22 protein-coding genes are annotated in these 25,041 nt (G+C 69.6%); 14 read left to right on the top strand and 8 right to left on the bottom strand.

The window, feature by feature from the left end; all coding sequences use genetic code 11:
• Positions 1-121 precede the first annotated feature (121 nt).
• The 9 genes from QZX79_RS16945 (at position 122) to QZX79_RS16905 (ending at position 11,020) form a co-directional block, all read left to right on the top strand.
• A complete protein-coding gene (locus QZX79_RS16945; RefSeq protein ID WP_294570133.1) occupies positions 122-1,057 on the top strand; it encodes an FKBP-type peptidyl-prolyl cis-trans isomerase in 936 nt (311 codons plus the stop codon).
• A 39-nt stretch (positions 1,058-1,096) separates the two neighbouring features.
• Positions 1,097-1,492 (top strand): FKBP-type peptidyl-prolyl cis-trans isomerase, encoded by a 396-nt coding sequence (locus tag QZX79_RS16940; protein ID WP_294570131.1) that lies wholly within the window; start codon positions 1,097-1,099, stop codon positions 1,490-1,492.
• A 114-nt stretch (positions 1,493-1,606) separates the two neighbouring features.
• Positions 1,607-3,589 carry a YafY family protein gene (locus QZX79_RS16935; protein WP_294570130.1) on the top strand — a complete coding sequence of 661 codons (1,983 nt, stop codon included), beginning with the start codon at positions 1,607-1,609 and terminating at the stop codon, positions 3,587-3,589.
• A gap of 21 nt (positions 3,590-3,610) precedes the next feature.
• Positions 3,611-3,946 (top strand): hypothetical protein, encoded by a 336-nt coding sequence (locus tag QZX79_RS16930; protein ID WP_294570129.1) that lies wholly within the window; start codon positions 3,611-3,613, stop codon positions 3,944-3,946.
• A gap of 187 nt (positions 3,947-4,133) precedes the next feature.
• Positions 4,134-4,454 carry a Sec-independent protein translocase subunit TatA gene (tatA, locus tag QZX79_RS16925; RefSeq protein WP_294570128.1) on the top strand — a complete coding sequence of 107 codons (321 nt, stop codon included), beginning with the start codon at positions 4,134-4,136 and terminating at the stop codon, positions 4,452-4,454.
• Positions 4,455-4,459: 5 nt separating this feature from the next.
• On the top strand, positions 4,460-5,287 hold the full coding sequence (gene tatC, locus QZX79_RS16920) for a twin-arginine translocase subunit TatC (RefSeq protein WP_294570126.1): 828 nt from the start codon (positions 4,460-4,462) through the stop codon (positions 5,285-5,287).
• Positions 5,288-5,345: 58 nt separating this feature from the next.
• Positions 5,346-8,159, top strand: coding sequence for an RNA helicase (locus QZX79_RS16915; protein ID WP_294570124.1), 2,814 nt, complete (start codon positions 5,346-5,348; stop codon positions 8,157-8,159).
• A 52-nt stretch (positions 8,160-8,211) separates the two neighbouring features.
• On the top strand, positions 8,212-9,849 hold the full coding sequence (locus QZX79_RS16910; protein ID WP_294570122.1) for an amidohydrolase: 1,638 nt from the start codon (positions 8,212-8,214) through the stop codon (positions 9,847-9,849).
• Positions 9,850-10,291: 442 nt separating this feature from the next.
• On the top strand, positions 10,292-11,020 hold the full coding sequence (locus QZX79_RS16905; RefSeq protein ID WP_294570120.1) for a polyprenol monophosphomannose synthase: 729 nt from the start codon (positions 10,292-10,294) through the stop codon (positions 11,018-11,020).
• Between the two features lie 93 nt (positions 11,021-11,113).
• Here the strand turns inward: QZX79_RS16905 and QZX79_RS16900 are convergent, their stop codons facing one another.
• From QZX79_RS16900 to QZX79_RS16890, 3 genes are all read right to left on the bottom strand, one after another.
• Positions 11,114-11,461 carry an RNA polymerase-binding protein RbpA gene (locus QZX79_RS16900; RefSeq protein WP_120168085.1) on the bottom strand — a complete coding sequence of 116 codons (348 nt, stop codon included), beginning with the start codon at positions 11,459-11,461 and terminating at the stop codon, positions 11,114-11,116.
• 189 nt (positions 11,462-11,650) lie between these two features.
• Positions 11,651-12,595, bottom strand: a complete 945-nt coding sequence (locus tag QZX79_RS16895; protein WP_294570118.1) for an SPFH domain-containing protein — start codon at positions 12,593-12,595, stop codon at positions 11,651-11,653.
• Between the two features lie 52 nt (positions 12,596-12,647).
• Positions 12,648-13,190 carry an NfeD family protein gene (locus QZX79_RS16890; protein ID WP_366485108.1) on the bottom strand — a complete coding sequence of 181 codons (543 nt, stop codon included), beginning with the start codon at positions 13,188-13,190 and terminating at the stop codon, positions 12,648-12,650.
• 98 nt (positions 13,191-13,288) lie between these two features.
• On the opposite strand from QZX79_RS16890, the gene QZX79_RS16885 reads away from it, so the two are divergent.
• A complete protein-coding gene (locus QZX79_RS16885) occupies positions 13,289-13,918 on the top strand; it encodes a YitT family protein (RefSeq protein ID WP_294570117.1) in 630 nt (209 codons plus the stop codon).
• A 29-nt stretch (positions 13,919-13,947) separates the two neighbouring features.
• Here QZX79_RS16885 and QZX79_RS16880 read toward each other — a convergent pair whose 3' ends face one another.
• Positions 13,948-14,784, bottom strand: a complete 837-nt coding sequence (locus QZX79_RS16880) for a putative RNA methyltransferase (RefSeq protein WP_294570116.1) — start codon at positions 14,782-14,784, stop codon at positions 13,948-13,950.
• Positions 14,785-14,830: 46 nt separating this feature from the next.
• Here QZX79_RS16880 and QZX79_RS16875 point away from each other — a divergent pair, with 46 nt between their 5' ends.
• Complete coding sequence (locus QZX79_RS16875; protein ID WP_294570115.1) at positions 14,831-16,867, top strand: S9 family peptidase; 2,037 nt, start codon at positions 14,831-14,833, stop codon at positions 16,865-16,867.
• 23 nt (positions 16,868-16,890) lie between these two features.
• On the opposite strand, the gene QZX79_RS16870 is transcribed toward QZX79_RS16875, so the two are convergent.
• The 4 genes from QZX79_RS16870 to QZX79_RS16855 form a co-directional block, all read right to left on the bottom strand.
• The gene (locus QZX79_RS16870; RefSeq protein WP_294570113.1) at positions 16,891-17,541 is read right to left on the bottom strand and encodes a peptide deformylase; all 651 of its coding nucleotides are present in this window, start codon (positions 17,539-17,541) and stop codon (positions 16,891-16,893) included.
• Between the two features lie 20 nt (positions 17,542-17,561).
• On the bottom strand, positions 17,562-18,212 hold the full coding sequence (locus QZX79_RS16865) for an AAA family ATPase (protein WP_294570111.1): 651 nt from the start codon (positions 18,210-18,212) through the stop codon (positions 17,562-17,564).
• A 212-nt stretch (positions 18,213-18,424) separates the two neighbouring features.
• The gene (locus tag QZX79_RS16860; RefSeq protein WP_294570109.1) at positions 18,425-18,997 is read right to left on the bottom strand and encodes a dienelactone hydrolase family protein; all 573 of its coding nucleotides are present in this window, start codon (positions 18,995-18,997) and stop codon (positions 18,425-18,427) included.
• Positions 18,998-19,096: 99 nt separating this feature from the next.
• Positions 19,097-20,422 (bottom strand): amino acid permease, encoded by a 1,326-nt coding sequence (locus QZX79_RS16855; RefSeq protein ID WP_294570214.1) that lies wholly within the window; start codon positions 20,420-20,422, stop codon positions 19,097-19,099.
• A gap of 309 nt (positions 20,423-20,731) precedes the next feature.
• Here QZX79_RS16855 and QZX79_RS16850 point away from each other — a divergent pair, with 309 nt between their 5' ends.
• The 3 genes from QZX79_RS16850 (at position 20,732) to QZX79_RS16840 (ending at position 25,002) form a co-directional block, all read left to right on the top strand.
• Positions 20,732-21,274: a hypothetical protein gene (locus QZX79_RS16850; protein ID WP_294570107.1), complete on the top strand. Its 543-nt coding sequence runs from the start codon at positions 20,732-20,734 to the stop codon at positions 21,272-21,274.
• A 180-nt stretch (positions 21,275-21,454) separates the two neighbouring features.
• Positions 21,455-22,480, top strand: a complete 1,026-nt coding sequence (locus QZX79_RS16845; protein ID WP_294570105.1) for a zinc-dependent alcohol dehydrogenase family protein — start codon at positions 21,455-21,457, stop codon at positions 22,478-22,480.
• Between the two features lie 140 nt (positions 22,481-22,620).
• Positions 22,621-25,002, top strand: coding sequence for an excinuclease ABC subunit UvrA (locus QZX79_RS16840; RefSeq protein WP_294570104.1), 2,382 nt, complete (start codon positions 22,621-22,623; stop codon positions 25,000-25,002).
• Positions 25,003-25,041 lie beyond the last annotated feature (39 nt).

Below are 25,041 nucleotides of genomic sequence, written 5' to 3'. Positions count from 1 at the left end.
CGGCGGGCACCGCGGGGTGCGGGCCGGGGGAGAAAACGCCGCCCGGAAACCGTTAGGCTTGAAGATGCCCGTCCGGATGGGCGCTGCCTGAACTACCGACAACTCCTGCGAAAGAAGTTCTGTGCGACGGATACTTTTGTTCCTCCTGCCCCTGCTGCTCGCGCTCACCGCATGCGGTGGCGCGTCGACCGGGAAGTCGGCCGGCGACGCCGACGTCTTCGAGTCGGTCACCGTCAGCGGCGGCAGTGACAAGAAGGCCCCCAAGGTCGAGTTCGACACGCCCCTGAAGGTCACCGCTCCCGCCGTGAAGACCCTCGTCGAGGGCGACGGCAAGGCCATCAAGGCCGGCCAGCAGATCACCTTCAACGCCGCGTTCTTCAACGCCGAGGACGGCAGCAAGCTCGGTGACACCTACGAAGGCGGCCAGCCTCAGCCGCTGCCCGTTGACGACACGCTCAAGGAGCAGGACGCCGAGCTGTACGAGGTCCTGGTCGGCACGAAGGTCGGAGCCCAGGTCGGGTACACCCGCCCGATCGAGGAACCCGCCGAAGGCCAGGAGGCCACCCCGCAGCAGCTGGTGGTCCTGAAGATCATCTCCGCCAAGGACCCCGCCCCGGAGCCCAAGATCCTGTCTCCCGAGGACGTCAGCAAGCTCGACGACGAGGGCAAGCTGCCCACGTTCAAGTTCGCCAAGGACGGCGCGCCCGAGGTCACCATCCCCGACAACGAGCCGTCCAAGGACCTCGTGGTGAAGGTCCTCAAGGAGGGCGACGGCGAGGTCGTCGCCGAGTCCGACACGATCACCGCCAACTACAGCGGCTGGCGCTGGGAGGACGGCGAGCAGTTCGACTCGAGCTTCGAGCGCGGCGAGCCCGCCGAGTTCCCGCTGACCGGCGTCATCGAGGGCTGGACCAAGGGCCTCGCCGGCCAGAAGGTCGGCTCACAGGTCCTGCTGGTCATCCCCGGCGCCTGGGGCTACGGCGACCCGGCACCCGAGGGCCGCCCCTCCGGCACGCTCGTGTTCTTCGTGGAGATCACCGGCAAGGCCGCCAAGTAACCGCACCACCCGAACACCCCCACCCTGCGAAGGAGAACCATGTCATTTGGACAGCGCGAATTCGACCGGTCCAAGCCGGAGATCGACTTCCCGAGCCACGGCGCACCCACCGAACTCGTCATCGAGGACCTCATTGAAGGCAACGGCAAGGCGGCCACGCCCGGGGACACCGTCTCCACCCACTACGTCGGCGTCGCGTTTTCCACCGGCGAGGAGTTCGACGCGTCCTGGAACCGCGGAGCACCGCTCGACTTCAAGGTCGGCGTCGGCCAGGTCATCCAGGGCTGGGACCAGGGCCTGCTGGGCATGAAGGTCGGCGGCCGCCGCCGGCTTGAGATCCCCTCCGAGCTTGCCTACGGCGACCGCGGCGCCGGCTCGGCGATCGGCCCGAACGAATCCCTGATCTTCGTCGTCGACCTGCTCGACGTGCGCTGAGCCTCTCCACCTTCGGCAGCTGCCGCCCGCGCCCCGGCGCCGGGCGGCAGTGCTGTTTCCGGGCAGGGAAAGGGCTGGTCCGGCGGCGGTTCGGAGGCAGGTAAGGTAACTCCCGTGTCCGCAAAACGAACCGAACGACTCCTGACCCTGGTGATCCTGCTGCTGTCCAGCAAACGCGGTTTCAGCAAGGAGGAACTGTTCGAGGAAATCGAACTGTACCGTGAGGCGCCCACGCCGGCTGCCCGGGAGAAGCTCTTCGACCGGGACAAGGCGATGCTGCGGGAGCAGGGCATTCCGCTTGAGTCCTTCAGCGAGGATCCCCTCTTCGAGACCGACAACACGGTGCAGCGCTACCGCATCAACGCCGAGGAGTACCAGCTCACGGGGGTGACCTTCACCGCCGAGGAGTACACCTTCCTCAGCCTCGCGGCGGGGATGTGGGACCCGGCCTCGCTCGACTCCGCCGCCTCCCGGGCCATGCGGAAACTCAGCCTGCGGACCCCGGGCACCGAGCCGCCCGCGCTGCTGCCCGTCCAGCCGAGGATCCGCACCAGCGAACCGTACTGGGACGAGGTGTGGCGCGCCATGGCCGCCCGCCGGACCATCACGTTCACCTACCGGGCAGCCAGTACGGGACGCGAGGAAAAACGCACGGTGCGGCCGTGGGGGATGGGCTCGCGGTTCGGGCACTGGTACCTTGTCGGGTTCGACGCGGACCGGCAGGCCGAACGGTTCTTCCGCCTGTCCCGGATGACGTCACCGCCGACCCTGCGCGAAGGCGGCTTCGAGCCGCCCGAGTCCTTCGACATCAACGCGGCCCTGGCCTCACTGACCCGGCGCGACGCCGAGGGGACCGCCGAACTGCTCGTCCGCCCCGGCACCTGCAACATCCTGCGGGTGCGCCGGGGGTCGACCCTCGTCGAACACGGCGAGGACTGGGACCGCCTCCGCGTCCCCTACACCGGCCTGCCGGCCCTCGCCGCGGAGGTCGCCGGCTTCGGCGCCAACGCCTCCGTCGTCGAACCGGCCGAGCTCGGCGCCCGGGTGCGTGGGCTGCTCACCGGAGCCCTCGACGCCGCCCGCACCGCACCGGAGGTCGAGCTCACCGGAGGGCAGGGGACGGCGCCGCGCCGGAAATCCTCGGCCCAGGACCATCTGCTGCGCCTGCTCGACCTGGTGCCCTACCTGCTGGCCCACCCCGGAGCCGACCTCAGGGAGACGGCGCAGCGGTTCGAGGTCAGCGAGGCCCAGCTGACCCGCGACCTCGACCTGCTGTTCGTCAGCGGTCCGCGCCACTACCCCGACGGACTGATGGACGTGGACGTCGAGGGCGGCAGGATCTACCTGAGCAACGCCCGCAACCTCTCCCAGCCGGTGCGCCTGGCGATGGACGAGGCATGCACCCTCATCGTCGGCCTCCAGGCGCTGCGGGACCTGCCGGGCATCGCCGCCCATCCGGCCCTGTCCACGGCCCAGGCGAAGCTCACCGCGGCGGCCGGTGATGCGGCCCGGATGGGCACTGTCGTCGGGACCCGGCTGAGCGAGGATGAGGTTCAGCCCCACCTCGAGCTGTTCCAGGAGGCCCTCCGGCGCGGCGTCCAGGTGGAGATGTCCTACCTGGTGCCGGCCCGCGACGAGATCACCGAGCGGGTCATCGAACCGGTCCGTGCCTTCTCCCAGGACGACCGCTGGTATGTGGAGGCCTGGTGCATCGGATCGGCCGGGTTCCGGAACTTCCGGCTCGACCGCATCCAGGACGTCCGCCTCACGGACCGGCCCGTCACCCGGGGCGGCGAGGCGGGGCCGCCCTCGAACGCGGCACCGTCCACAGGGCTCTACACCCCCTCGCCGGATGACCGGCGCATCGTGCTGGTGCTGAAGGAACCCGCCCGGTGGATCGCGGCCCAGTACAACGCCGTGCGGACCGAGGAACTGGGCGCGGGCTCCCTCGCCGCCGAACTGCGGGTCGGCTCGGTGGCATGGCTCCCCGGCCTCATCGCCGGGCTCGGCGGCTCGGCGGCCGTGGCCGGGCCGCGGGACCTGCGTGCCGAGGTCCTGCGCTGGCTCGAGGCGGCCCTGGCGTCGACCGCGGCTTAGACTGAAGCAATGTGGTGGTGGATGTGGTTGGTTCTGTGGATCGCCCTGGTGGCGGTCAGCGCCCTGTTCCTGCTCGCCGTGGGCTTCCGGGTCTTCCGGAAGGCGATGAGGACGCTGGACGAGTTCGAGAAGGCGTCATCGCTTCTCGATGCTGCGCCTCCCACGCGTGCTTCCGGTTCCGCCGCGGGGGAGGCCTCCGATTCCCCCGGCCCCGCCGTTTTTGAGCAGCCCGCGGAGGTCCGCCGGGCCAACCACGAAGCCCGGCTGCTGCGCCAGGGGCGGCGGCGCGAGCGGCGGATCCGGCGCCGGGCCGAGAACCGGCGGCCCCAGCTGCTGCGCGACCTTCCGCACCTCTGAGCCGCCTCCGCGTACGAAGCGCCTTAACGTTGAATGAATTCGCGGAGGACACGGAACGGCCCAGTCCCGTCCCGGCCCGTGCATCCCGCGGCCGGGAGCCGGACCGGCACCGGCGGCGGCCCCGGTCGCTGCACGGCGGCCCCGATCTATGACCTAAACTGAAGAGGACCTAGGAGAGGAACCTGGCATGAGGCTCGAAGGCTGGCACATCGTCATTCTTATCGTGATCGCGATCCTACTTTTCGGTGCGCCGAAGCTCCCCGGACTGGCGCGCAGCGCCGGCCAGTCGCTGCGCATCTTCAAGTCCGAGGTCAAGCAGATGAAGGACGAGAACAACACCGGCAGCGGCACCGCAGGCGCGCCTGTCGAGGGAAACATCGTCTCCTCCGGTCCTGACGCGCGGACCCACGGCGCGCCGGGGCAGCCGACGGCCGCCCCGCACAATCCCCCCGGAGCGGCCGGTGGCTCTCCTTCGGCACCGGGCGGAACGCCGGGCTCCACCCCCTAGGCACCATGGCACGGACCCGAGGGCGCAAGGCCAACCCCGAAGGGCGGATGGCTCTCAAGGAACACCTGCGCGAAGCACGCATCCGGTTGTTCAAGTCCGGGCTGGCGGTGGTCGCCGGCACGGTGGTCGGCTTCTTCATCTACAACCCCGTCCTTGAAGCCCTCGCGGCGCCCATCCAGGACCTCAACGAGCGGGAGGGCCGCAGTGCGGCCCTGAACTTCGACGCCGTCGCCTCCCCGTTCGACCTGCTCATCCAGGTCTCGGTCTTCCTGGGGCTGATCATCTCCAGCCCGGTCTGGCTGTACCAGCTGTGGGCGTTCATCACGCCCGGGCTGCACGCCAAGGAGCGGCGCATCTCGCTGTCCTTCATCGCGGTGGCCGTACCCCTGTTCCTCGCCGGCATCTACCTCGCCTGGCTGGTCCTGCCCAACGCGGTGAGGGTCCTGACCGACTTCACTCCCGGCGGGTTCACTAACATCATCACGGTGTCGGTGTTCATCACCTTCATCCTGCGCCTGATGCTCGCCTTCGGGATCGCGTTCCTGCTCCCGGTGGTGCTGTTCGGGCTGAACCTCGTGGGACTGATCTCCGGACGGCAGGTCCTCAAGGCCTGGCGCATCACCGTCTTCCTCGTCTGCCTCTTCGCCGCGATGGCCGCACCCGGCGCCGATGCGGTGAGCATGTTCTACCTCGCCGTGCCGATGCTCGTGCTCTTCTTCGCCGCCATCGGCCTGTGCCTGCTCAACGACAAGCGGCGCGCCCGGCGCAACGCCGCCCGCGAGGCCGAGCTGGACGCCACCGCCGACTCGGCTTCAACCATCGAGGGACTGTAGCGGCGTCCAGGGGCCGGTGATGCGTGCCCCGCCCCGGCCCAGCGTTTAGGGTTGAAAGATGAGCACCCCCGCAGAGCGCTATCAGGCGGCCAAGATCCGCAACGCGATGGCACGGACCCAGCTTTTCGCCTTCGAGAACACGCTCTCGTTCGAACTCGATCCCTTCCAGCGGGACGCCTGCACCTCCCTCGAAGCCGGCAAAGGAGTCCTTGTCGCCGCGCCAACAGGAGCCGGGAAGACCGTCGTGGGGGAGTTCGCCGTCTACCTCGCCCTGCAGCAGGGCCTCAAGGCCTTCTACACCACACCGATCAAGGCCCTCAGCAACCAGAAGTACTCCGAACTGGCCGCGGTCCACGGTTCGGAGCGGGTGGGACTGCTCACCGGGGACACGACCATCAACCCCGACGCGGACGTCGTCGTCATGACCACCGAAGTCCTTCGGAACATGCTCTATGCGAACTCCGAGACGCTCGATGACCTCGGGTACGTCGTCATGGACGAGGTGCACTACCTGGCCGACCGGTTCCGCGGTGCGGTCTGGGAGGAAGTGATCATCCACCTGCCGACGGAGGTGAAGCTTGTCTCCCTCAGCGCCACGGTGTCCAATGCAGAGGAATTCGGGGCCTGGCTCGATACGGTCCGGGGCGACACGGACGTCGTCGTGTCCGAGCACCGGCCGGTGCCGTTGTGGCAGCACGTGATGGTCGGATCGAACCTGCTTGACCTCTTCGCCGGCGACGTGGCCTTCGACGAGGCGGCGCCGTCCGGCCCGGAGGGCGGGGCCCGGGACTTCTACGAGGTCAATCCCGAACTGCTCGAACTGGCGAGCAACGAGGTCCGGCTGAACCAGCGCGCGGGCTGGGGCTCCGGACGCCGGGGAAGGGCGCCCGCGCGCCGGCCGCAGGAGACCCTCGTGCGCCGTGCGAGCCGGCCCCAGGTCATCACCGCGCTTGACCGCGCCGGCCTGCTGCCGGCGATCACGTTCATCTTCTCCCGCAACGGGTGCGAGGCCGCCGTCACCCAGTGCCTGCACGCCGGCCTGTGGCTCACCACGGAGGACGAGCGGGCGACCATCAGCGGGACCATCGATGAGGCGACCCAGGAGATTCCGCGGGACGACCTTGAGATCCTCGGCTTCTGGACCTGGCGCGAAGGCCTGATCCGCGGCTTCTCCGCCCACCACGCCGGCATGCTGCCGACCTTCAAGGAGGTCGTCGAGAAGCTGTTCGCCGCCGGCCTGGTCAAGGCCGTCTTCGCCACCGAAACCCTCGCCCTGGGCGTGAACATGCCGGCCCGCTCGGTGGTGCTGGAGAAGCTCGACAAGTTCAACGGCGAGGCCCACGTCAACGTCACCGCGGGGGAGTACACCCAGCTCACCGGCCGGGCCGGGCGCCGCGGCATCGACGTCGAGGGCCACGCCGTGGTGCTGTGGCAGCCGGGCACCGACCCCGGGGCCGTCGCCGGGCTCGCCTCCCGCCGCACCTATCCGCTGAACTCGAGCTTCCGCCCGACCTACAACATGAGCATCAACCTCATCGCCCAGTTCGGGCAGGAACGCTCCCGGGAGATCCTCGAAACCTCCTTCGCGCAGTTCCAGGCCGACCGCTCCGTCGTCGGGATGGCCAAGCAGCTGCGCAGCCGGGAGGAATCCCTGCGCGGCTATGAGAAGTCGATGACCTGCCACCTCGGGGACTTCCGCGAGTACGCCAGCCTGCGGCGGGAACTCTCCGACCTCGAACAGCGTGCCTCCCGCGACCGCTCCCGCTTCGCACGGTCAGCGGCGGAGGCATCACTTGAGGCGCTGCGGCCGGGCGACGTCATCGATGTGCCCGGCGGCCGCAGCCAGGGGTACGCCGTGGTGCTCGACAGCGATCCCTCCCGGGAGCCGCGTCCCACCGTGCTGACCATCGACACGCAGATCCGGCGGGTGGGCGTCCAGGACCTGGACGGGCCCATCGAAATCCTCTCGCGCATCCGCATCCCCAAGAGCTTCAGCGCCCGCAGCCCGAAGGACCGCCGCGACCTTACGTCCTCCCTGCGCAACGCGCTGCAGGAGAAGCGGCCGCCGCGCCGCGGCTCCGACCGGGGGAACGGGCTTCACTCCTCGACTGCGGCCGCCGAGGAGCGGGCCATCACCGACCTGCGCCGGCGCCTGCGCGCCCACCCCTGCCACGGCTGCAGCGAGCGTGAACAGCACGCCCGCTGGTCCGAGCGCTGGCTGAAGCTGCGCAAGGAGACCGACCGGCTCGCCGGGCAGATCCGCGGCAGGACCAACACCATCGCGAAGACCTTCGACCGGGTCTCCGAGGTGCTGGCCGGTTACGGCTACGTGGCACCGGACGCCGAGACCGGCCTGAAGATCACCCCCGCGGGGCAGAAACTTCGCCGCATCTACGGGGAGAAGGACCTCCTCATCGCCCTTTCGGTTGAAAACGGGGCCTTCGACGAACTCGACGCCGCCGAGCTCGCCGCGGTCGCCTCGGTGCTGGTGTACCAGGCCAAGCGTGAGGAGCGCGGACTGCGCCCGGTTCTGCCGAGCTTCGGGCTCGAAAATTCGGTGGACATCATCATCCGTGAATGGTCCCGCCTGACCGACAGCGAGGAGCAGCACCGCCTGCCCGTGACGGGGGAGCCCGAACTCGGGCTCGTCTGGCCCATGTACAAGTGGGCCCAGGGCCGCCCGCTGCAGGCCGCCCTCAGCGGCACGGAACTCGCCGCCGGCGACTTCGTCCGCTGGGCCAAGCAGGTCATCGACCTGCTCGATCAGCTTGCCAAGGTCCGCGACCTGCCCGAGGGCCTTCACGGGCGCTGCGTCAAGGCCATCGCCCTGATCCGCCGCGGCGTCGTCGCCTACTCCAACATCACCGAATAGCCAGCACCACCCCACGATCTCCCCCTCCTAGCGAAAGCCCCAGTACCACTCCATGGATTCCCAGCGCCCCGTCCTGTACCGCAACGGCTCCGTCTACAGCCCAGCCGACCCCTTTGCCACCGCCATGCTCGTCGACGGCGGCACGGTCGCCTGGATCGGTGGCGAGCATGCCGCGGCGAACCTCGGCGGGCCCGGGGTCCGCACCGTCGACCTCGACGGCGCCCTGATCGCCCCGGGTTTCGTGGACTCCCATTTCCATACCACCGAGACCGGACTGGGGCTCACCTCGGTCGACCTGTCGGCCTGCACCAGCCTGGCGGACCTGCTCGGGCGCGTCCGTGCCGCGGCCGCTGCGCACGAGGGTCCGATATTCGGCCATGGCTGGGACGAGTCCCGGTGGCCCGAACGGCGCGTGCCGACGGCCGGCGAGCTGGATGCTGCCTCGGGCGGGCGCTCTGTCTACCTGGCCCGGGCGGATGTGCATTCGGCCGTCGTGTCCGGGACCCTTGCCGCCTCGTTGGGCCTTGCGGGGCTCGACGGCTGGAACGACGGTTTCCTGGTGCGCGCCGCCCACACGGCGGCCCGGCTCGCGACCCGCGCCCTGGCCCCCGCCGACCGCGCCGCCCTGCAGCGCGCAGCCCTCGCCCACGCCGCCTCCCGCGGCATCGTCGCCGTCGTTGAGATGGCAGCACCGCACATCTCGCCCCGGGAGGACCTCGAAGGCCTGCTCGCCCTCGGCGCCGCGGACGGCGGCGAGGACCTGCCCGGGGTGATTCCCTACTGGGCCGAGGCCGTCTCCTCCCCGGAGGAGGTCCGGAGCCTGCTCGCCTCCTTCGACGGCCGCCTGGCGGGCCTCGCGGGCGACCTCAATGTCGACGGTTCGATCGGCTCGCGCACCGCGGCCCTGCGGGATCCCTACAGCGACGACCCGGGAAACCGCGGACACGTCTTCCTCGACGCGCCGGCCGTCGGCGCACACCTCACGGCCGCGACCGCCGAGGGGGTGCAGGCCGGCTTCCATGTGATCGGCGACGCCGGGCTCGACGTCGTCATCGCCGGCCTGGGGGAGGCCGAGCGGAGGCTGGGCATCGAGGCGGTGCGCCGTTCCCGCCACCGGCTCGAGCACGTCGAGATGACCGACGACGCCGCGATCGCCGCCCTGGTCCACTTCGGGGTGACAGTCAGCGCCCAGCCGGTCTTCGACGCGCTCTGGGGTCACCCGGAGGGGCTGTACGCGCAGCGCCTCGGTGATGAACGCCGGATGGGCATGAACCGTTTCGGGTCCCTGCTGGCGGCCGGGGTGCCGGTCTCCATGGGCTCGGACAGTCCCGTCACGCCCCTTGACCCGTGGGCCTCAGTGCGGGCCTGCATCGAACACAGCAATCCCGCCGAGGCGGTGTCGGCGCGGGCGGCCTTCATCGCCCATACCCGGGCCGGCTGGCGGTCGGCCGGTGCGGTGAACCCGATGCTGGGCCAGCTGGCACCGGGCTCGCCGGCCTCCTTCGCCGTCTGGCGGGTTGACGAACTCATGGTCCAGACACCCGACAACCGGGTGCAGTCCTGGAGCACGGATCCCCGGGCGGGGACCCCGCTGCTGCCGGCGCTCGATACCGAGAATCCGCCTCACTGCATCGAGACCGTCCACTACGGCCGGACCCTGTTTTCGGAGGACGGCGGAAGCGGCGTTTAGTGGCCCCGGGCCCATCAGTCAAGAGCTGTCAACAAACCAAAAAAGCCCGTTCCCGGACCGGACGCTGACCTGCACGGAAGGACGTTTGCGCAGGTCAGAGGCGCATTGACACCCCGGCCTCAGCACGTAAGCTGAGTTCCTACGGGTTGGAGCAACTCCTCGAGGACTGACCTGGCCGCCCACCGGCGCAATCAACCTCCCGTTCGGCTCAACCGCCGCATTGTGAGGACGGTGACGGCACTCATCAAGAGCAGGCCCGCACGCCATCAGAGAACAGATCCGGTTCACCGTTTCTGGTACGAAGGCGGGCGGGCCTGCTCGATGGAGGGTCTCCGCGCAGCCGCCGCCCGCCGGGCCGTACAGGTAGGTCGCCTATAATTGCCGTTTGACCTGGCAGGCACCAGCGGTCCCTGCGTCTCCCTTCGGAAAGGCCCCCCTCGCTTTGCGCGTTCTCACCATCATTCCGACCTTCAACGAGATCGAATCCCTCCCGCTGACCCTGGGACGGCTCCGGAAGGCAGTACCCGCCTCCGACGTGCTGATTGTGGACGACAACAGCCCGGACGGCACCGGAGGGCTCGCTGACGAGGCGGCGGCGGCGGATCCCCAGGTGTTCGTGCTGCACCGCACCGGCAAGGCGGGGCTGGGTGCGGCCTACATCGCCGGGTTCCGATGGGGCCTCGAACGCGGCTACGACGTCCTGGTCGAAATGGACGCCGACGGCTCCCACCGGCCGGAGCAGCTGCAGAGTCTCCTCGACGCCGTCGACGGCGCCGACCTGGTGATCGGTTCACGCTGGGTACCCGGCGGCAGCGTGGTCAACTGGCCGGCGCACCGCAAGCTCCTGTCCCGGGCGGGCAGCACATACTCCCGCCTCATGCTCGGCCTCTCCGTGCGGGACATCACCGCCGGCTTCCGCGCCTTCCGCCGCGGGACCCTCGAGAAGCTCGACCTGTCGGCGGTTGACTCGGTCGGGTACGGCTTCCAGGTGGACATGACGTTTCGAGTGGCCCGCCTCGGCCTGAAGATCACCGAGGTGCCCATCACCTTCGTGGAGCGGGAGCTGGGCGACTCGAAGATGAGCGGCAATATCGTGCTTGAGGCGATCGTCAGCGTCACCCGGTGGGGCCTGGCGGCCCGGTGGCGGAAGCTGACCCGCCGCGACGGCTAAGCCGCGCCCGGACACAAAAATGCCGGGCACAAAAAATGCCGGTGACCCCACCCGAAGGTGGCGTCACCGGCATCGGCCGTGAGAATTCTGGCGTCAGGCCGAGCGGCGTTCGCCGCGGCGCTCACGCAGGATCGTCAGGCGGTCCTGCAGGATCTGCTCGAGTTCGTCGACGGAGCGGCGCTCAAGCAGCATGTCCCAGTGCGTACGCACCGGCTTGTCGTTAGAGGTGTCGGGGCGCTCCCCATCGACCAGGAGCGCTTCCTTACCGGTCTTGGAAACCCACACCGGGGGGATTTCCGCTTCGGCGGCGAACGTCACGAAGACCCGCTCACCGTCCTCGCAGCGGTACTCAACCCGTTGGCGCGGAGCGGGCTCCACACCCGATTCGGTTTCCATGCTTTGCGCTCCGAGGCGCATGCCGCGCAGGCTGCGATCGCTCATATTTTCTCCTACTCAACGAGTGGCTTCCGGCTGAGCCGGCACCGATCTGCGAACACCGCGGTCCCGCCGCCGTTGAAGGCAGCACGAAGCCGAAATGGTACGCATACTGTATAACTCCGCATCAAGCGGGAATGTTCCTGCCGGCGACGAGAATTTCCGGCAAACCACCAACTATACCCGGATCCGACGTCAGGCGTCACGTTTCTGCGCATTTTGTTCGGCCACCTGGCCGTTGGGGGAGTCCGACGTCGTCGTTCCGAGAACACTGCCAAGCCCCTTCAGCGCGTCACCGATCTCGCTGGGGATGATCCACAGCTTGTTGGAGGACCCGTCGGCGAGCTTCGGCAGGGTCTGCAGGTACTGGTAGGCGAGCAGCTTCGGCGTCGGGTTGCCCAGGTGGATCGCATCGAAGACCTTCTGGATGGCCTGGGCCTCACCGTCGGCGCGCAGGATCGCCGCCTTCGCGTCGCCCTCCGCGGCCAGGATGGCGGCCTGCCGCTGCCCTTCGGCGGTGAGGATCGCGGACTGCTTCGTGCCCTCGGCCGTCAGGATCGCAGCACGCCGGTCGCGTTCGGCCCGCATCTGCTTCTCCATTGAATCCTGGATGGAGTGGGGCGGATCGATCGCCTTGAGCTCGACCCGTGACACCCGGATTCCCCACTTGCCCGTCGCTTCATCGAGCACGCCGCGCAGCTGGCCGTTGATCTGGTCCCGGGAGGTCAGCGCCTGTTCGAGGTTCAGCCCGCCGACGACGTTGCGCAGGGTGGTGGTGGTCAGCTGTTCGACCGCCTGGATGTAGTTGGCGATCTCGTAGGTCGCCGCCCGCGCATCGGTCACCTGGAAGTACACGACGGTGTCGATGGAGACCACCAGGTTATCCTCGGTGATCACCGGCTGCGGAGGGAAGGAAACGACCTGTTCCCGGAGGTCGAGCAGCGGCAGCAGCCGGTCAACGAACGGAATCAGGATGGTCAGTCCCGGCAGCAGGGTGCGCTGGTACTTGCCGAGGCGCTCAACCACCCCCGCCCGGGCCTGCGGGATGATCCGCACCGATTTCACCAGCACTGTGAGAACGAATAGGACAAGGACTATCAGGATGATTGTCAGTCCGATGGTCCCGGTGTCGCCGTTCATGGATCCCCTTTGATTGAGTGGACTGCGGGACCGTGGTGGTCCCGCAGGAAAGTTAGAAGTGGTCGGCGTCCGGATCGGGACTTTCCGCCGCCGGCTCCACGACGGCGGTGGCTCCTTCGATCCGCGCCACCGCGAGCCGCGCACCGGCGGGCACGGAGATCCCGTCCAGGGTGCGGGCCGACCAGGTGTCCCCGCCGATCTTGACGGTCCCGGACGAGGAGGTGACGGTCTCGAGGGCGAGCGCCGGCTCGCCGATGAGGCGGTCGATATTGGAGCGCTGGTCGCCGGTGGCTCCCCGAAGGTGCCTCAGCGCGATGGGCCGGACCAGCAGCACCATCATCAGCGCCACGACGCAGAACGCCAGGCCCTGCAGGAAGAAGGAACCGGTCACGAAGGAGGCGATCAGGCCGGCGAGCGCGCCGACCGACAGCATGAGGAACATCAGGTCCAGCGTGAGCGTCTCGACGGCAGCAAGGCCGAGGAACAGGACGAGCCAGAGAATCCAGGGGTTCTCCACCAGCCAACCAAACATCGTTTCCCTCCCGGAACGGCGGGCGAATCCGGCGGCACGGCTGCTGTCGGATGTGCTGCTCATTGTGCCAAAGTGGCCGGGCAATACCTAGGCCCGGAGGCCCGCCCGGCCCGGTCGTTATCGATTTGAGAGTGTTGGGGGCCGCGGTGGGAGACTTGAGCGTGCTCTTTCGCCTCCTCACCTCGCCAAACCTGCTGCTGCGCCACCTCCGGCTGTACCTTGGACTGTTCCTGTACGGTGCCTCGATCGCACTGATGGTCCGCGCGAACCTCGGGGCCTCGCCCTGGGATGTCTTCGGGCAGGGACTCGCACGGAGCACGGGCCTGAGTTTCGGCATCGCGACAGTGCTGATCAGCATCGGGGTGCTCCTGCTGTGGATTCCCATCCGGCAGCGTCCCGGCTGGGGAACGATCGCCAATACGGTCCTGGTCGGCCTTGCCGCCGACGTCGTCCTCCGGGTGCTCGCCGCTCCCGACCAGCTGGTCCTTCAGGGGCTCATGTTCACGGCCGGGCTGGTGCTCCTCGCCGTCGCGACGGCGCTGTATATCGGCGCCGGCATGGGGCCCGGCCCCCGGGACGGCCTGATGACCGGCCTGGTCCGCCTGACAGGCTGGCCCGTGTGGACGGTCCGGGGATCGATCGAACTCACGGTCGTCGTCGTGGGCTTCCTGCTGGGCGGCGTCGTCGGGCTCGGCACCGTCATCTTCGCGCTGGCCATCGGCCCGCTCGTCCAGCAGGCCCTGCGGGCGCTTCATGTTCCACTGCGCGGCGGTTCCGGCGGGAAGGCCTAGCGGGCCGGACCCCGGGTTCCCGCGGCCGGTCAGGAGTGGCGGAACGCCTGGACGGTGAAGCGGGCGGTCACCGGGACCTCCGGATCCAGCCCCTCGACACGGGCCGCAATCTGCCGGGGCTCGAGGTGCCGCGCCGCCGGGCCCATGGCGGCCACGTCCACGAGCTCCTCCGGGGACAGCCGCATCTCGTGGACGACCTCCCGGCGCTCCACCTCGGTCAGGCGCCCGTCCAGCGACCCGGCGAGGTCCTCGGCCTTATCGGCCGGGACCTCGAGCATCGGGACCAGCCGGGCAGCCTCGGCCAGGTGCCCCGGCAGCGGCGTCGCCACCACCAGCAGCCCTCCCGGGGAGAGCACGCGCACGAACTCGTCGACATTGCGGGGAGCGAAGACATTCAGGAGCAGGTCCGCGCTGCCTGACGACAGGGGGAGCGGCCGCCACAGGTCCCATACGAGCGCGATGCCACCGGGCAGCTCGCGGGCGGCCCTGCGCAGGGCGAACTTCGAGATGTCGAGTGCGACCGGCAGCGCCCCGGGGAAGCGGTCGGCCAGGCCGCGCAGGTAGTAGCCGGTCCCGGCGCCGGCGTCGACGATCACGCCCGGCTCGGGCGCGTGCCGCTGCGCGGCCTCCGCGATCGCGTCCCTCAGAGGCGCGTAGTGTCCGGCGGCGAGGAACCTGGCCCGGGCCTCCACCATCGCGGCGCTGTCGGCCTCGAACGGCGTTCCCCTGCCGGTCAGCAGGTTGACATAGCCCTGCCGGGCGGCGTCGAACCGGTGCCCTGAAGCGCAGGCAAGGCCGCGCCCGTCCGGCCGGAGGAAGGAACCACACACGGGGCACAGGAGCAGGGTCTCGGGCGCGGCGGGCATCCCACCATCCTAGGCGGAGCGGACTTACCGCATTAGTCTCGGATGGATGGAACCTGATCAGCTGAACCTCCTGCACTCCGTCGGCACCCCGACGCTCCACCCCGACGGCGGACGGGCGGTGTTCGCCGTGACCCGCCCTGACTTCGACGCCGACGCGTACGTGGGCCAGTTATGGGAGCTCCAGACGGACTCGGGCTCGCACCGCCGCCTCACCCGCGGCTTCCGCGACACCGCACCCCAGTTCTCTCCGAACGGCTCGCTGCTGGGCTTCCTGCGGTCCCGCCCGGGCGACAAGCCGCAGCTGCACCTTATGGACGCCCGCGGCGGTGAGCCGCTGCAGGTCACCGACCAGCCCCTCGGAGTCGAGGACTTCCGCTTCGCGCCCGATTCGCGCTCGATCGTGTTCGTCGCCCGCGTGCCCGAGGCCGGCCGCTACGGCACCGTCGAGGGAGTCGGCGCCTCGGCCGAGGACCCACGGCGGATCACCACGTTCCAGTACCGCGCCAACGGGCTCGGCTACACGGCGGACAAGCGGGCCCAGCTCTTCCTGGTCGATGTCCCAAGCCTCGACGCCGAACCCTTCATCGAGCCCGTGGGCCGGGCCGCCAAGGACGCCGGCGCGGACCGTCCCGGTCCTCTGCCCGAGCCCGTCCAGCTCACCTCGGACCCAGCGGACCACAACAGCCCGCGGTTCACCTCCGACGGCGCCCGGATCCTGTTCACCGCGGCCCTCAGCCCCGACGCGGACTCGACCCTGGCCAGCGAGGTCTACTCGGTCCGCCGGGACGGTACCGGCAGGGAGCAGCTCTCGGGGTTCTCTGCGGCCCAGCGGCTCGACTGCGCGGCGCCGGTCCAGAGCAGGGACGGCCGGTGGCTCTTCTACCTGGCCGGTGAGCTCTCCGCCACCGGCCTCGACTTTGTGGCGCGCAACACCGGACTGTATGCCGCGCCGATGGACTCACCGGGGGAGGCCCGCCGGCTGACCGACGCCGAAACCGTGAACCTTGGCGAGGTCCTCGAGGTGGTGCCGCACGGGGACTCCTCGGTGCTGGTCATCAGCCTCGCCCGCGGTGCGTGCGAGCTGCTGGAGGTCGACGCGGACGGCACGGCGTCCACGCTCGTCGACGGACCGGTCGTGGTGACCGGCGCTGCCTCCGCCGCCGGCCGCGTCCTCGTCAGCTACACCGGCCCCGGCACGGCCGGCGACGCGGCGCTGGTGGGCCCGGACGGGCTGGAGCCCCTCACCGATTTCTCCGCTGAACTTCGCAGCGCCACGACGGTCTCACCCGCGGTCGAGGAAACCTTCCCGGCGCCCGATGGGGCCCAGGTGCACGGCTGGGTGCTCCTGCCCGAGGGGGAAGGCCCCCACCCGGTGCTGCTGAACATCCACGGCGGCCCCTTCTCGCAGTACGGCTGGGGCTACTTCGACGAGGCCCAGGTGTACGCCCGCGCCGGCTACGCCGTGCTGATGTGCAACCCGAGGGGGTCGGCCGGATACGGGCAGGAGCACGGGCGGGCCATCAAGGAGGCGATGGGGACCCTCGACCTCCAGGACGTCCTGGCGTTCCTCGAGGGCGCCCTCGGCAAGTACGCCGCGATGGACGGCAGCCGGGTCGGCATCATGGGCGGCTCCTACGGCGGCTACCTCACCGCCTGGACCATCTCGCAGGACCACCGGTTCACAGCCGCCATCGTGGAGCGGGGCTACCTCGACCCGCCGTCGTTCGTCGGCTCTTCGGACATCGGCTGGTTCTTCTCCGACGAGTACACGGGCACCGACCCCGAGAAGGTGCGGAGCCAGAATCCCTTCGCCCAGATCGGCTCGGTGGACACCCCGACCTTCGTGATCCATTCGGAGGAGGATCTGCGGTGCCCGGTCGAGCAGGCACAGCGCTACTACACGGCGCTCAAGAAACAGGGCGTACCCACCGAACTCCTCCTGTTCCCGGGGGAGAACCACGAGCTCTCCCGCTCCGGCACCCCCTGGCACCGCCGCCAGCGGTTTGAGCACATCCTTCGATGGTGGGCGGAGTGGCTGCCCAGCGGGCGGAACCAGCGGGCGGACTCAAGCCCGGAGCGGTAGGCCGGCGGAGCAGCCGCCGGGGCCTAGAACCCGAGGCCCCGGCGGGCGTCTTCGATCGATGGATGCGCCCAGCGGCGCGTGTATTCGAGGTTGTCGGCGAGGGACCGGGTCTCGGCCCGGTCAAGGTACAAAATGCCGTTGAGGTGGTCCGTCTCGTGCTGCACGATGCGCGCCGGCCAGCCGCTCAGGCGCGTCGTCACGCCCCGGCCGTCGGCCGTGGTGTACTCCAGCGCAACCTCCCGGTGCCGCTCCACCACGGCCTGATACCCGGGGACCGACAGGCACCCCTCGTAGAAGGACGCGGTGGCCGCGCCCGCCGCGGAATAGCGGGGGTTGATCATGGCGAAGAACGGCAGGGGAGTGCGGCCGCGTTCGATGGCGACGGCGTCGTCCTCCACGCCCTTGTCCTCCACGACGGCGATGCTCAGGGGGATGCCCAGCTGCGGAGCAGCGAGCCCCACACCGGGGGCGTGATGCATCACCCGGCGCATCAGGATGATCAGGGCCGCCAGGTCCGCATCGCCCAGCTGGCCGTCGAAGGCCTGAGCCTGCATCCGCAGCACCGGGTGCCCGGCCCGGACGATCGGCGGCAGCTCCTGGCCCAGGACCGAATGCACCAGGTCATGGAGCTGGGAGGGGGTGTAGCTGGCAGCGGGCGCGGACGGAGTCTCCATGGACTCATCGTACGAGGAACTCACCCGGGGAGCTCCGGCCCCGCACCGCTTGGACCCGGACCGCTCGGACCCTGACCCGTCCGCGCCGGCTCCAGGGCGGGATCAAGGCGGAGCCCGGCCAGGACGCCCCGCAGGTCCGCCATGATCGCCTCTGGTGCTCTTCCGGCGTCAATCACCAGGTGCCCGGCTTCCACCGCCTGAGCCAGGTACGCCGTGCGGTACGCCTGCAGTTCGTCGAGGTTTTCGCTGTCCGTGCCGCGCGCCGCGATGCGCAGCTGGGCCTGTTCGGCGGGCAGGTCGAGGAGCACGACGGCGTCGGGCCGCGGCAGCAGCCTCAGCGCAGCCGGCAGGAGGACGCCGCGGCGCAGGCCGCGCGCGGCCCTCAGTGCGAGCTGGCAGTGAAGGTGCCGGTCCATGATCACCAGGCCGTCGAAGCGGGCGGCCCGCGCGGAGTTCAGCAGCACGTTGACCAGGCGCACCAGTGTCTCAGCGGTGTCGAGCAGCCGGGCCGGCGGCTGCAGGCCGAACCGCCGGGCCCAGCGGGTGAAGGTCTTCCGCCCCGAGTAGTTGCCCAGCACCAGGACGCCGGTGCCCGGCGGCACAAGGGCGGCCAGGGCGTGCGCGGCCGTCGTCTTTCCTGCGCCGTCGATGCCGATCAGCACCAGGGTCATGGAGGTCCTTTCAGGGACGTGCGGGCCGGTGGTGGCGGGCCGGGCGTCCCGGATTTTCCGCGGTGTTCCCTCCTAGGATGCGCCAGAAAGCTGTGCCGGTGCTGGGTACACCCTCGTTGAGCCCTGACAACGCCGCTTTTCCGGCGGCGAAACCTCCGCGCCGCGGGCGGTGGGCGTGTGCCGCCGCCGTCGCGGCCCAGCAGCCCTCGCCCCTAGGGCGTGTCGAGGAAGTCGAGCACCCGGCAGGTGAGCAGCGCGGTGGCGGCGGCGTCGTAGGACGGCAGGGAGCTGTCGGCGAAGAGGTGCTCCGCACCGGGGTAGAGGAACAGGCCGGCGTCGGCCGCTGCGCTGGCGAGGGCACGGGCGGCCTCGAGGTCACCCTCGCCGGCGAAGAACGGGTCCTGCTCCATGGCGTGGACCTGGACCGGCACCCCCGTGGGCCATCCGCCGAACTCGCCGGCCGGGAGACAGGAGTGCAGGAGGAGGGCGCCCCGGGCGCCTCCGCGGGTCTGGGCCAGCAGCTGCGCCGGCATCACCCCAAGGGAGAAGCCGAGGTAGACCAGGCCGGCCGGGAGATCGGCTGCAGCCTCGACGCCCCGGCGCAGAACGGTGTCGAAGCCCAGCGTGCCTGCGTAGTCCAGGCCGCCGTCGAGGGAGTCGAAGGTCCGCCCGTCGAACAGGTCCGGCGTGGAGACGGTATGGCCCGCGGCTCGGAGGGTGCCGGCGAACTCTTTCAGCCCGGCGGTCAGCCCCTGGGCGTGGTGGAACATCAGGATCTCGGCCATCTCAGCTCTCCTACCAGGCAGCCTGAACGATCCGCCACTATAGGCCGGTGTCTTTCCGCCGGGCAAGGTATCCCGGTGCGGGCACCGCGGCTGCTGCCTTCAGGCAGCCGGCTGGCGGGAACGTGCCTTGCGGAACAGGGTGCTCGCGGCGGCGATGGCGGCGATGAGGAGGGCGGTGCTGATCAGCTGGGTGCGGCTCGATTCGGCGCTGAGCCCCACGGCAAAGATCGCGGCCAGGATGATCAGCGCGAAGCCGGTGAGCCAGGGGAATCCCTTCATCCTCACCGGCAGGGGTGTGCCGGCGCGGTCCGCCCGCCGCCGAAGGATGATCTGCGACACGAGGGCGGAACCCCAGACGACAAGGCAGGTGGAACCCAGGAGCTGAAAAAGGGCAGGCAGGATGCGTTCCGGAAACAACAGTTCAAGGACGGTTGCGGCGAAGCCGAACACCACCGAGACGGTCACCGCCCGCCGTGGCACCCGGGCGGGGCTGAGATGCTGGATGTACCGGGGTGCCTGCTCGCGCTCGGCGAGGGAGTAGATCATCCGCGAGGCGCCGTAGAGGTTGGCGTTGAGGGCCGAGAGCAGTGCCAGGACCGCGACGATGGTGATGGCGGTGCCCGCTCCCGGGATCCGCGCAGCGTCGAGCACCCCGCTGAACGGCGAGGCCAGTGCCGGCGAGGTGGCGGGCAGCACGAGGATGATCACCAGGACGGAACCCACATAGAACACGAGAATGCGCCAGACCACGGTCCGCACGGCCCGGCCGATGCTCCGGGAGGGATCCTCGGTCTCGGCTGCGGCCACGCTGACGATCTCCGTGCCGCCGAAGGCGAAGATGACGATGAACAAGGCCGTAGCGACGCCCTCGAGCCCGGCGGGGGCGAAATCGGTGGTGAGGTTGGTCAATCCCGGCGACTGCACCGCGGGAAGCAGATTCAGGACGAGGGCGGCGCCGATGGCGAGGAAGACGACGATCGCCGCGACCTTGAAGATCGCGAACCAGTATTCGAACCCCCCGAAGTTGCGCACGCCGGTGAGGTTGATCGCCGTGAAGAGGATCATGAAAACCAGGGCCAGCGCCCAGACCGGCAGGGCCGGCCAGATCGTCGAGAGCAGGGCGGCCGCGCCGAGGGCTTCGGCCGCGATGACCACCACGAGCTGGAACCACCACAGCCAGCCGATGGTTGAGCCTACGGTCGGGCCCATCGCCTTCTCCGCGTAGACCGAGAACGCACCCCTGCTGGGGTGGGCGGCGGCCATCTCGCCCAGGGCCCACATCACCAGGATGATCAGCGTGCCGGCCACGAGGTAGGAGATCAGGACGGCGGGGCCGGCGGCCTGGACTCCGGCACCGGAGCCGAGGAAGAGCCCAGCGCCAATGGCGCTTCCGAGCCCCATCATGGTCAGCTGCCGTTGCTTCATGAGCAGCGTCGCCCGAAGTGGTTGACGGTTTGCTGCTTCTCCTGGCGGGGTGGACATCATTCCTTTCTATCCGACCGGCGGGGTCAACGGCATATCGGGGGCCTATATGTCACCGATGTCACATTGTGAACCCCCGTCAGGTTGGAAGGCTGGCCCGGGAGGGCTGGCCCCTGGGGTCGGGCGGGCACTGACGCCGGCACTTGCACGCAGCGGGTGGTGGCGGTAGCAAGGAGGGAGGAACGGTGCCGCGGGCCGGGTGGCCCGGCGTGCCGATCCGTCCGCCGGGACCGGGGGACGGACCGAGGTGCAATGTCGATGGGGGAGGAGGACGGCATGGAAGACCGGGTGTCCACGGGCCTGCCAGGCGGGAGACCGCAGGTCTTCCTCGCGTGGCTTTCCGGCCCGTTGGCCGTGGCCGCCGGCCTTGGTGCGCATGTCGCCTCCGGCGGCGTCGTGCCGGCGCTGGCCCTGCTCCTTACCCTCACGGCACTGCTGGGCCTCGCGGCATCAATGCTGGCGCGTGTGCGGCTGCCCGGGTGGTCGATCCTGGTGCTGTGCGGGCTGACCCAGCAGCTTCTCCACTTCGCCTTCAGCGCGTTCGTTGGCGGAACGGCCGACGTCGTACCCGCCCACGGACACGGTGCCGCAGCGGGGGCGGCTGGTCCTGCCCCTGCGACCGGGGCGCCGGGGCAGGATCTGCACTCCATGCTGTACGCGCATGCGGCGGCCGCCCTCCTGGCGACGCTCATCGCGGCCCGCGGGACCGCGATGCTGTCCTGGGCCCGTGCGGCCGTCCGCCGGCGCCGGCACCCCGCCGATCGGGACTGTTCCCCGCCTGTTCGGCCGGGGTAGTCTCGGGGAGGTGGCCCGGCACCCCGGTCCAGGCGATCGGCCGGCGGCAGGGCCCACGCCTTTTCGTCGGCTCCGCGGAAGCCCCATTTTTGACCGGCATCCGGCAGGTGCAGGCGGCCGGAGGCCCCGCAGACAGGAAAGTGACGCTGCCGCCGCCGGGCAGCCCCGGGAAAGGAAACCATGCGCGCAACCTTGATGTACGGAGCCGGAGATGTCCGGGTGGAGAATGTTCCCGACGCGACCCTGGAGAAGAGCACCGACGCCGTCGTCCGCGTGCTGGTCTCGTGCATCTGCGGCAGCGACCTCTGGCCGTACGGCTCGATGAAGCCCAACTCGGCCGGCTTCCGGATGGGGCACGAGTTCATCGGCGTCGTTGAAGACACCGGCCGCGACGTTGCCTCGTTCAAGCGCGGGGATGTGGTGATCGCACCGTTCGTATGGTCCGACGGCACCTGCGACTTCTGTCAGGCGGGCCTGCACACGTCGTGCCGGCACGGAGGCAACTGGGGCAATCCCGACGCCGGCCAGGGCGAGGCCGCCCGGATTCCGCAGGCCGACGGAACCCTCGTGAAGGTGCCGGTCCCCGAGGACTCGGACCTCCTCCCGGCGCTCCTGACGCTTTCGGACGTGATGTGCACCGGCCACCACAGTGCCGTGACGGCGAAGGTCGGGAAGGGATCGACCGTGACCGTGATCGGCGATGGGGCGGTGGGACTGTCCGCCGTCATTGCGGCCAAGCGGCTCGGTGCGGAGCAGATCATCCTGATGGGCCGCCACCAGGCGCGGACCGACCTGGGAAGGGATTTCGGCGCCACCGAGGTGGTGTCCGAACGGGGTGAAGCAGGTGCCGCGCGGGTGAAGGAACTGACCGGGGGAGACGGCACCGCCGCCGTCCTCGAGTGCGTCGGTACCCTGCCGGCCATCGAGACGGCCTTCGCCGCGGTGCGCGACGGCGGCTTCGTCAGCCGCGTCGGGGTGCCCCAGTACAAGGAGGTGCCGATGCCGTCCGTGTTCATGCGGAACGTCTCCCTGACCGGCGGTGTGGCGCCGGCGCGGGCCTACATCGAGGAGCTCCTCCCGGAGGTGCTCGACGGCAGGATCCAGCCCGGCCGGGTGTTCGACCGCACCGTGAAACTTGACGATATCGCCGAGGGCTACCGGGCCATGGCGGAGCGGGAAGCGCTCAAGGTGCTCGTCCGCCCCTGACCGTGCATCGATGGCGGGGGAGACCCGCCCGGCACCGGCCCTCCGAAGCGCCGGCTGGTGCCGGCTCACCAAGCTGGTTAGATTGACCCAGACGACGCCGGAGACCGTTCCACGGCCCGCTTCACAGACGGAGAGTCACCATGAGCATGGCGAGTACCGACGCGCAGCCGCTCCACACTGCCGACCGCCACGATGTGATCCGCGTACAGGGCGCGCGGGAGAACAACCTCAAGAATCTCAGCATTGAGATCCCGAAGCGCCGGCTGACGGTGTTCACGGGTATCTCCGGCTCGGGCAAGAGCTCCCTGGTCTTCGGCACCATCGCGGCGGAGTCCCAGCGCATGATCAATGAGACCTACAGCGCCTTCGTTCAGGGTTTCATGCCGACCCTGGCCCGGCCCGACGTCGACGTGCTCGACGGCCTGACCACGGCGATCATCGTCGACCAGGAACGGATGGGCGCCAACCCCCGCTCCACCGTCGGGACGGCCACCGACGTCAATGCGATGCTGCGCATTGTCTTCAGCCGCCTCGGCCAGCCGCACATCGGGTCACCGCAGGCGTTCTCCTTCAATGTCGCCTCGATCAGCGGATCGGGCGCCGTGACCCTTGAACGCGGTGGAACGACCACGAAGGAGCGCCGCAGCTTCAGCGTCACCGGCGGCATGTGCCCGCGCTGCGAAGGAATGGGATCGGTCACCGACTTCGACCTCACCCAGCTCTACGACGACAGCAAGTCGCTCAGCGAGGGCGCGCTGACCATCCCGGGGTACAGCGTGGACGGGTGGTACGGCCGCATCTTCAGCAGCTCCGGTTTCTTCGACGCAGACAAGCCGATCCGGAAGTTCACGAAGCGGGAACTCCACGACCTGCTCTACAAGGAGCCGACCAAGATCAAGGTCGACAACATCAACCTCACGTACGAGGGCCTGATCCCGAAGATCCAGAAATCCCTGCTCGCCAAGGACCGGGAGGCCATGCAGCCGCACATCCGGGCCTTCGTGGACCGGGCAGTGACGTTCACCACCTGCCCCGAATGCGGCGGAACCCGGCTCAGCGAGGCCGCCCGGTCGTCGAAAATCCGGGGGATCAGCATCGCCGACGCCTGCGCCCTGCAGATCAGCGACCTCGCCGAATGGGTACGCGGGCTGGACGAACCGTCCGTGGCGCCGCTGCTGACGGCCCTGGGGGAGACCCTCGACTCCTTCGTCGAGATCGGCCTCGGGTACCTCAGCCTCGACCGGTCGACCGGGACGCTTTCCGGGGGCGAGTCTCAGCGGACCAAGATGATCCGCCACCTCGGATCCTCGCTCACGGATGTCACCTATGTCTTCGACGAACCCACCATCGGACTCCACCCACACGACATCGAGCGCATGAACGCCCTTTTGCTGCGCCTGCGCGACAAGGGCAATACCGTGCTGGTGGTTGAGCACAAGCCGGAGGCGATCGTCATCGCCGACCACGTCGTGGACCTCGGCCCCGGCGCCGGCACCGCGGGCGGCAACGTCTGCTTCGAGGGCACCGTGGAGGGGCTGCGGGCCAGCGACACCCTCACCGGCCGCCACTTCGACGACCGGGCGTCCCTCAAGGAGTCGGTCCGGACGGCCGGTGGGGCGCTGGAGGTCCGGGGCGCCACCGCACACAACCTGCGCGGGGTCGACGTCAACATTCCGCTGGGGGTCCTCGTCGTCGTCACCGGGGTCGCCGGTTCGGGCAAGAGTTCGCTGATTGCCGGGTCGGTCTCCGGGCGGGACGGCGTGGTCTCCGTTGACCAGGCGGCCATCCGGGGCTCACGGCGCAGCAACCCCGCCACCTACACCGGGCTGCTCGAACCCATCCGGAAGGCCTTCGCCAAGGCCAACGGGGTCAAGCCCGCGCTGTTCAGCGCGAACTCCGAGGGCGCCTGCCCCACCTGTAACGGCGCCGGCGTCATCTACACCGACCTGGCGATGATGGCCGGGGTCGCCACCACCTGCGAGGAATGCGAGGGCAAGCGGTTCCAGGCGTCGGTGCTCGAATACCACCTCGGTGGGAAGAACATCAGCGAGGTGCTGGCCATGCCGGTGAGCGAGGCCGAGGAGTTCTTCGGTGCGGGGGAGGCGCGCACACCCGCAGCACACGCGATCCTTTCCCGGCTGGCCGACGTCGGCCTGGGCTACCTCAGTCTGGGCCAGCCGCTCACCACGCTGTCGGGCGGCGAGCGGCAGCGGCTCAAGCTGGCCACCCAGATGGCGGACAAGGGCGGGATCTACGTCCTCGACGAGCCGACCACCGGCCTGCACCTCGCCGACGTCGAGAACCTGCTGGGCCTGCTGGACCGGCTCGTCGATTCCGGCAAATCGGTTCTAGTCATCGAACATCACCAGGCGGTCATGGCGCACGCCGACTGGATCATCGACCTTGGCCCGGGTGCCGGGCACGACGGCGGCCGGATCGTCTTCGAGGGTACGCCCGCCGACCTCGTCGCCCAGCGCTCAACCCTCACCGGCGAGCACCTGGCGGCCTACGTCGGCGCCTGAACGGTCAGTACGCGTCAATGCCGTACATCGCGGTCTTCG

The organism is uncultured Arthrobacter sp. (assembly GCF_902805515.1).
Taxonomy (GTDB): domain Bacteria; phylum Actinomycetota; class Actinomycetes; order Actinomycetales; family Micrococcaceae; genus Arthrobacter_D.
The sequence above is the reverse complement of the archived record's forward strand: the minus strand, read 5'-3'. Positions and strand labels throughout refer to the sequence as shown.

Excerpts from the sequence above, each read along its gene's own strand:
- QZX79_RS16880 (WP_294570116.1), bottom strand. The coding sequence starts at position 14,784 with ATGCCCGCCGCGCCCGAGACCCTGCTCCTGTGCCCCGTGTGTGGTTCC.
- QZX79_RS16850 (WP_294570107.1), top strand. The coding sequence starts at position 20,732 with ATGTCGATGGGGGAGGAGGACGGCATGGAAGACCGGGTGTCCACGGGC.
- QZX79_RS16930 (WP_294570129.1), top strand. The coding sequence starts at position 3,611 with ATGTGGTTGGTTCTGTGGATCGCCCTGGTGGCGGTCAGCGCCCTGTTC.
- QZX79_RS16840 (WP_294570104.1), top strand. The coding sequence starts at position 22,621 with ATGAGCATGGCGAGTACCGACGCGCAGCCGCTCCACACTGCCGACCGC.
- QZX79_RS16865 (WP_294570111.1), bottom strand. The coding sequence starts at position 18,212 with ATGACCCTGGTGCTGATCGGCATCGACGGCGCAGGAAAGACGACGGCC.
- QZX79_RS16900 (WP_120168085.1), bottom strand. The coding sequence starts at position 11,461 with ATGAGCGATCGCAGCCTGCGCGGCATGCGCCTCGGAGCGCAAAGCATG.
- QZX79_RS16890 (WP_366485108.1), bottom strand. The coding sequence starts at position 13,190 with ATGAGCAGCACATCCGACAGCAGCCGTGCCGCCGGATTCGCCCGCCGT.
- QZX79_RS16845 (WP_294570105.1), top strand. The coding sequence starts at position 21,455 with ATGCGCGCAACCTTGATGTACGGAGCCGGAGATGTCCGGGTGGAGAAT.
- QZX79_RS16860 (WP_294570109.1), bottom strand. The coding sequence starts at position 18,997 with ATGGCCGAGATCCTGATGTTCCACCACGCCCAGGGGCTGACCGCCGGG.
- tatC (WP_294570126.1), top strand. The coding sequence starts at position 4,460 with ATGGCACGGACCCGAGGGCGCAAGGCCAACCCCGAAGGGCGGATGGCT.
- QZX79_RS16910 (WP_294570122.1), top strand. The coding sequence starts at position 8,212 with ATGGATTCCCAGCGCCCCGTCCTGTACCGCAACGGCTCCGTCTACAGC.
- QZX79_RS16915 (WP_294570124.1), top strand. The coding sequence starts at position 5,346 with ATGAGCACCCCCGCAGAGCGCTATCAGGCGGCCAAGATCCGCAACGCG.
- QZX79_RS16870 (WP_294570113.1), bottom strand. The coding sequence starts at position 17,541 with ATGGAGACTCCGTCCGCGCCCGCTGCCAGCTACACCCCCTCCCAGCTC.
- QZX79_RS16875 (WP_294570115.1), top strand. The coding sequence starts at position 14,831 with ATGGAACCTGATCAGCTGAACCTCCTGCACTCCGTCGGCACCCCGACG.
- QZX79_RS16855 (WP_294570214.1), bottom strand. The coding sequence starts at position 20,422 with ATGAAGCAACGGCAGCTGACCATGATGGGGCTCGGAAGCGCCATTGGC.
- QZX79_RS16940 (WP_294570131.1), top strand. The coding sequence starts at position 1,097 with ATGTCATTTGGACAGCGCGAATTCGACCGGTCCAAGCCGGAGATCGAC.
- QZX79_RS16895 (WP_294570118.1), bottom strand. The coding sequence starts at position 12,595 with ATGAACGGCGACACCGGGACCATCGGACTGACAATCATCCTGATAGTC.
- tatA (WP_294570128.1), top strand. The coding sequence starts at position 4,134 with ATGAGGCTCGAAGGCTGGCACATCGTCATTCTTATCGTGATCGCGATC.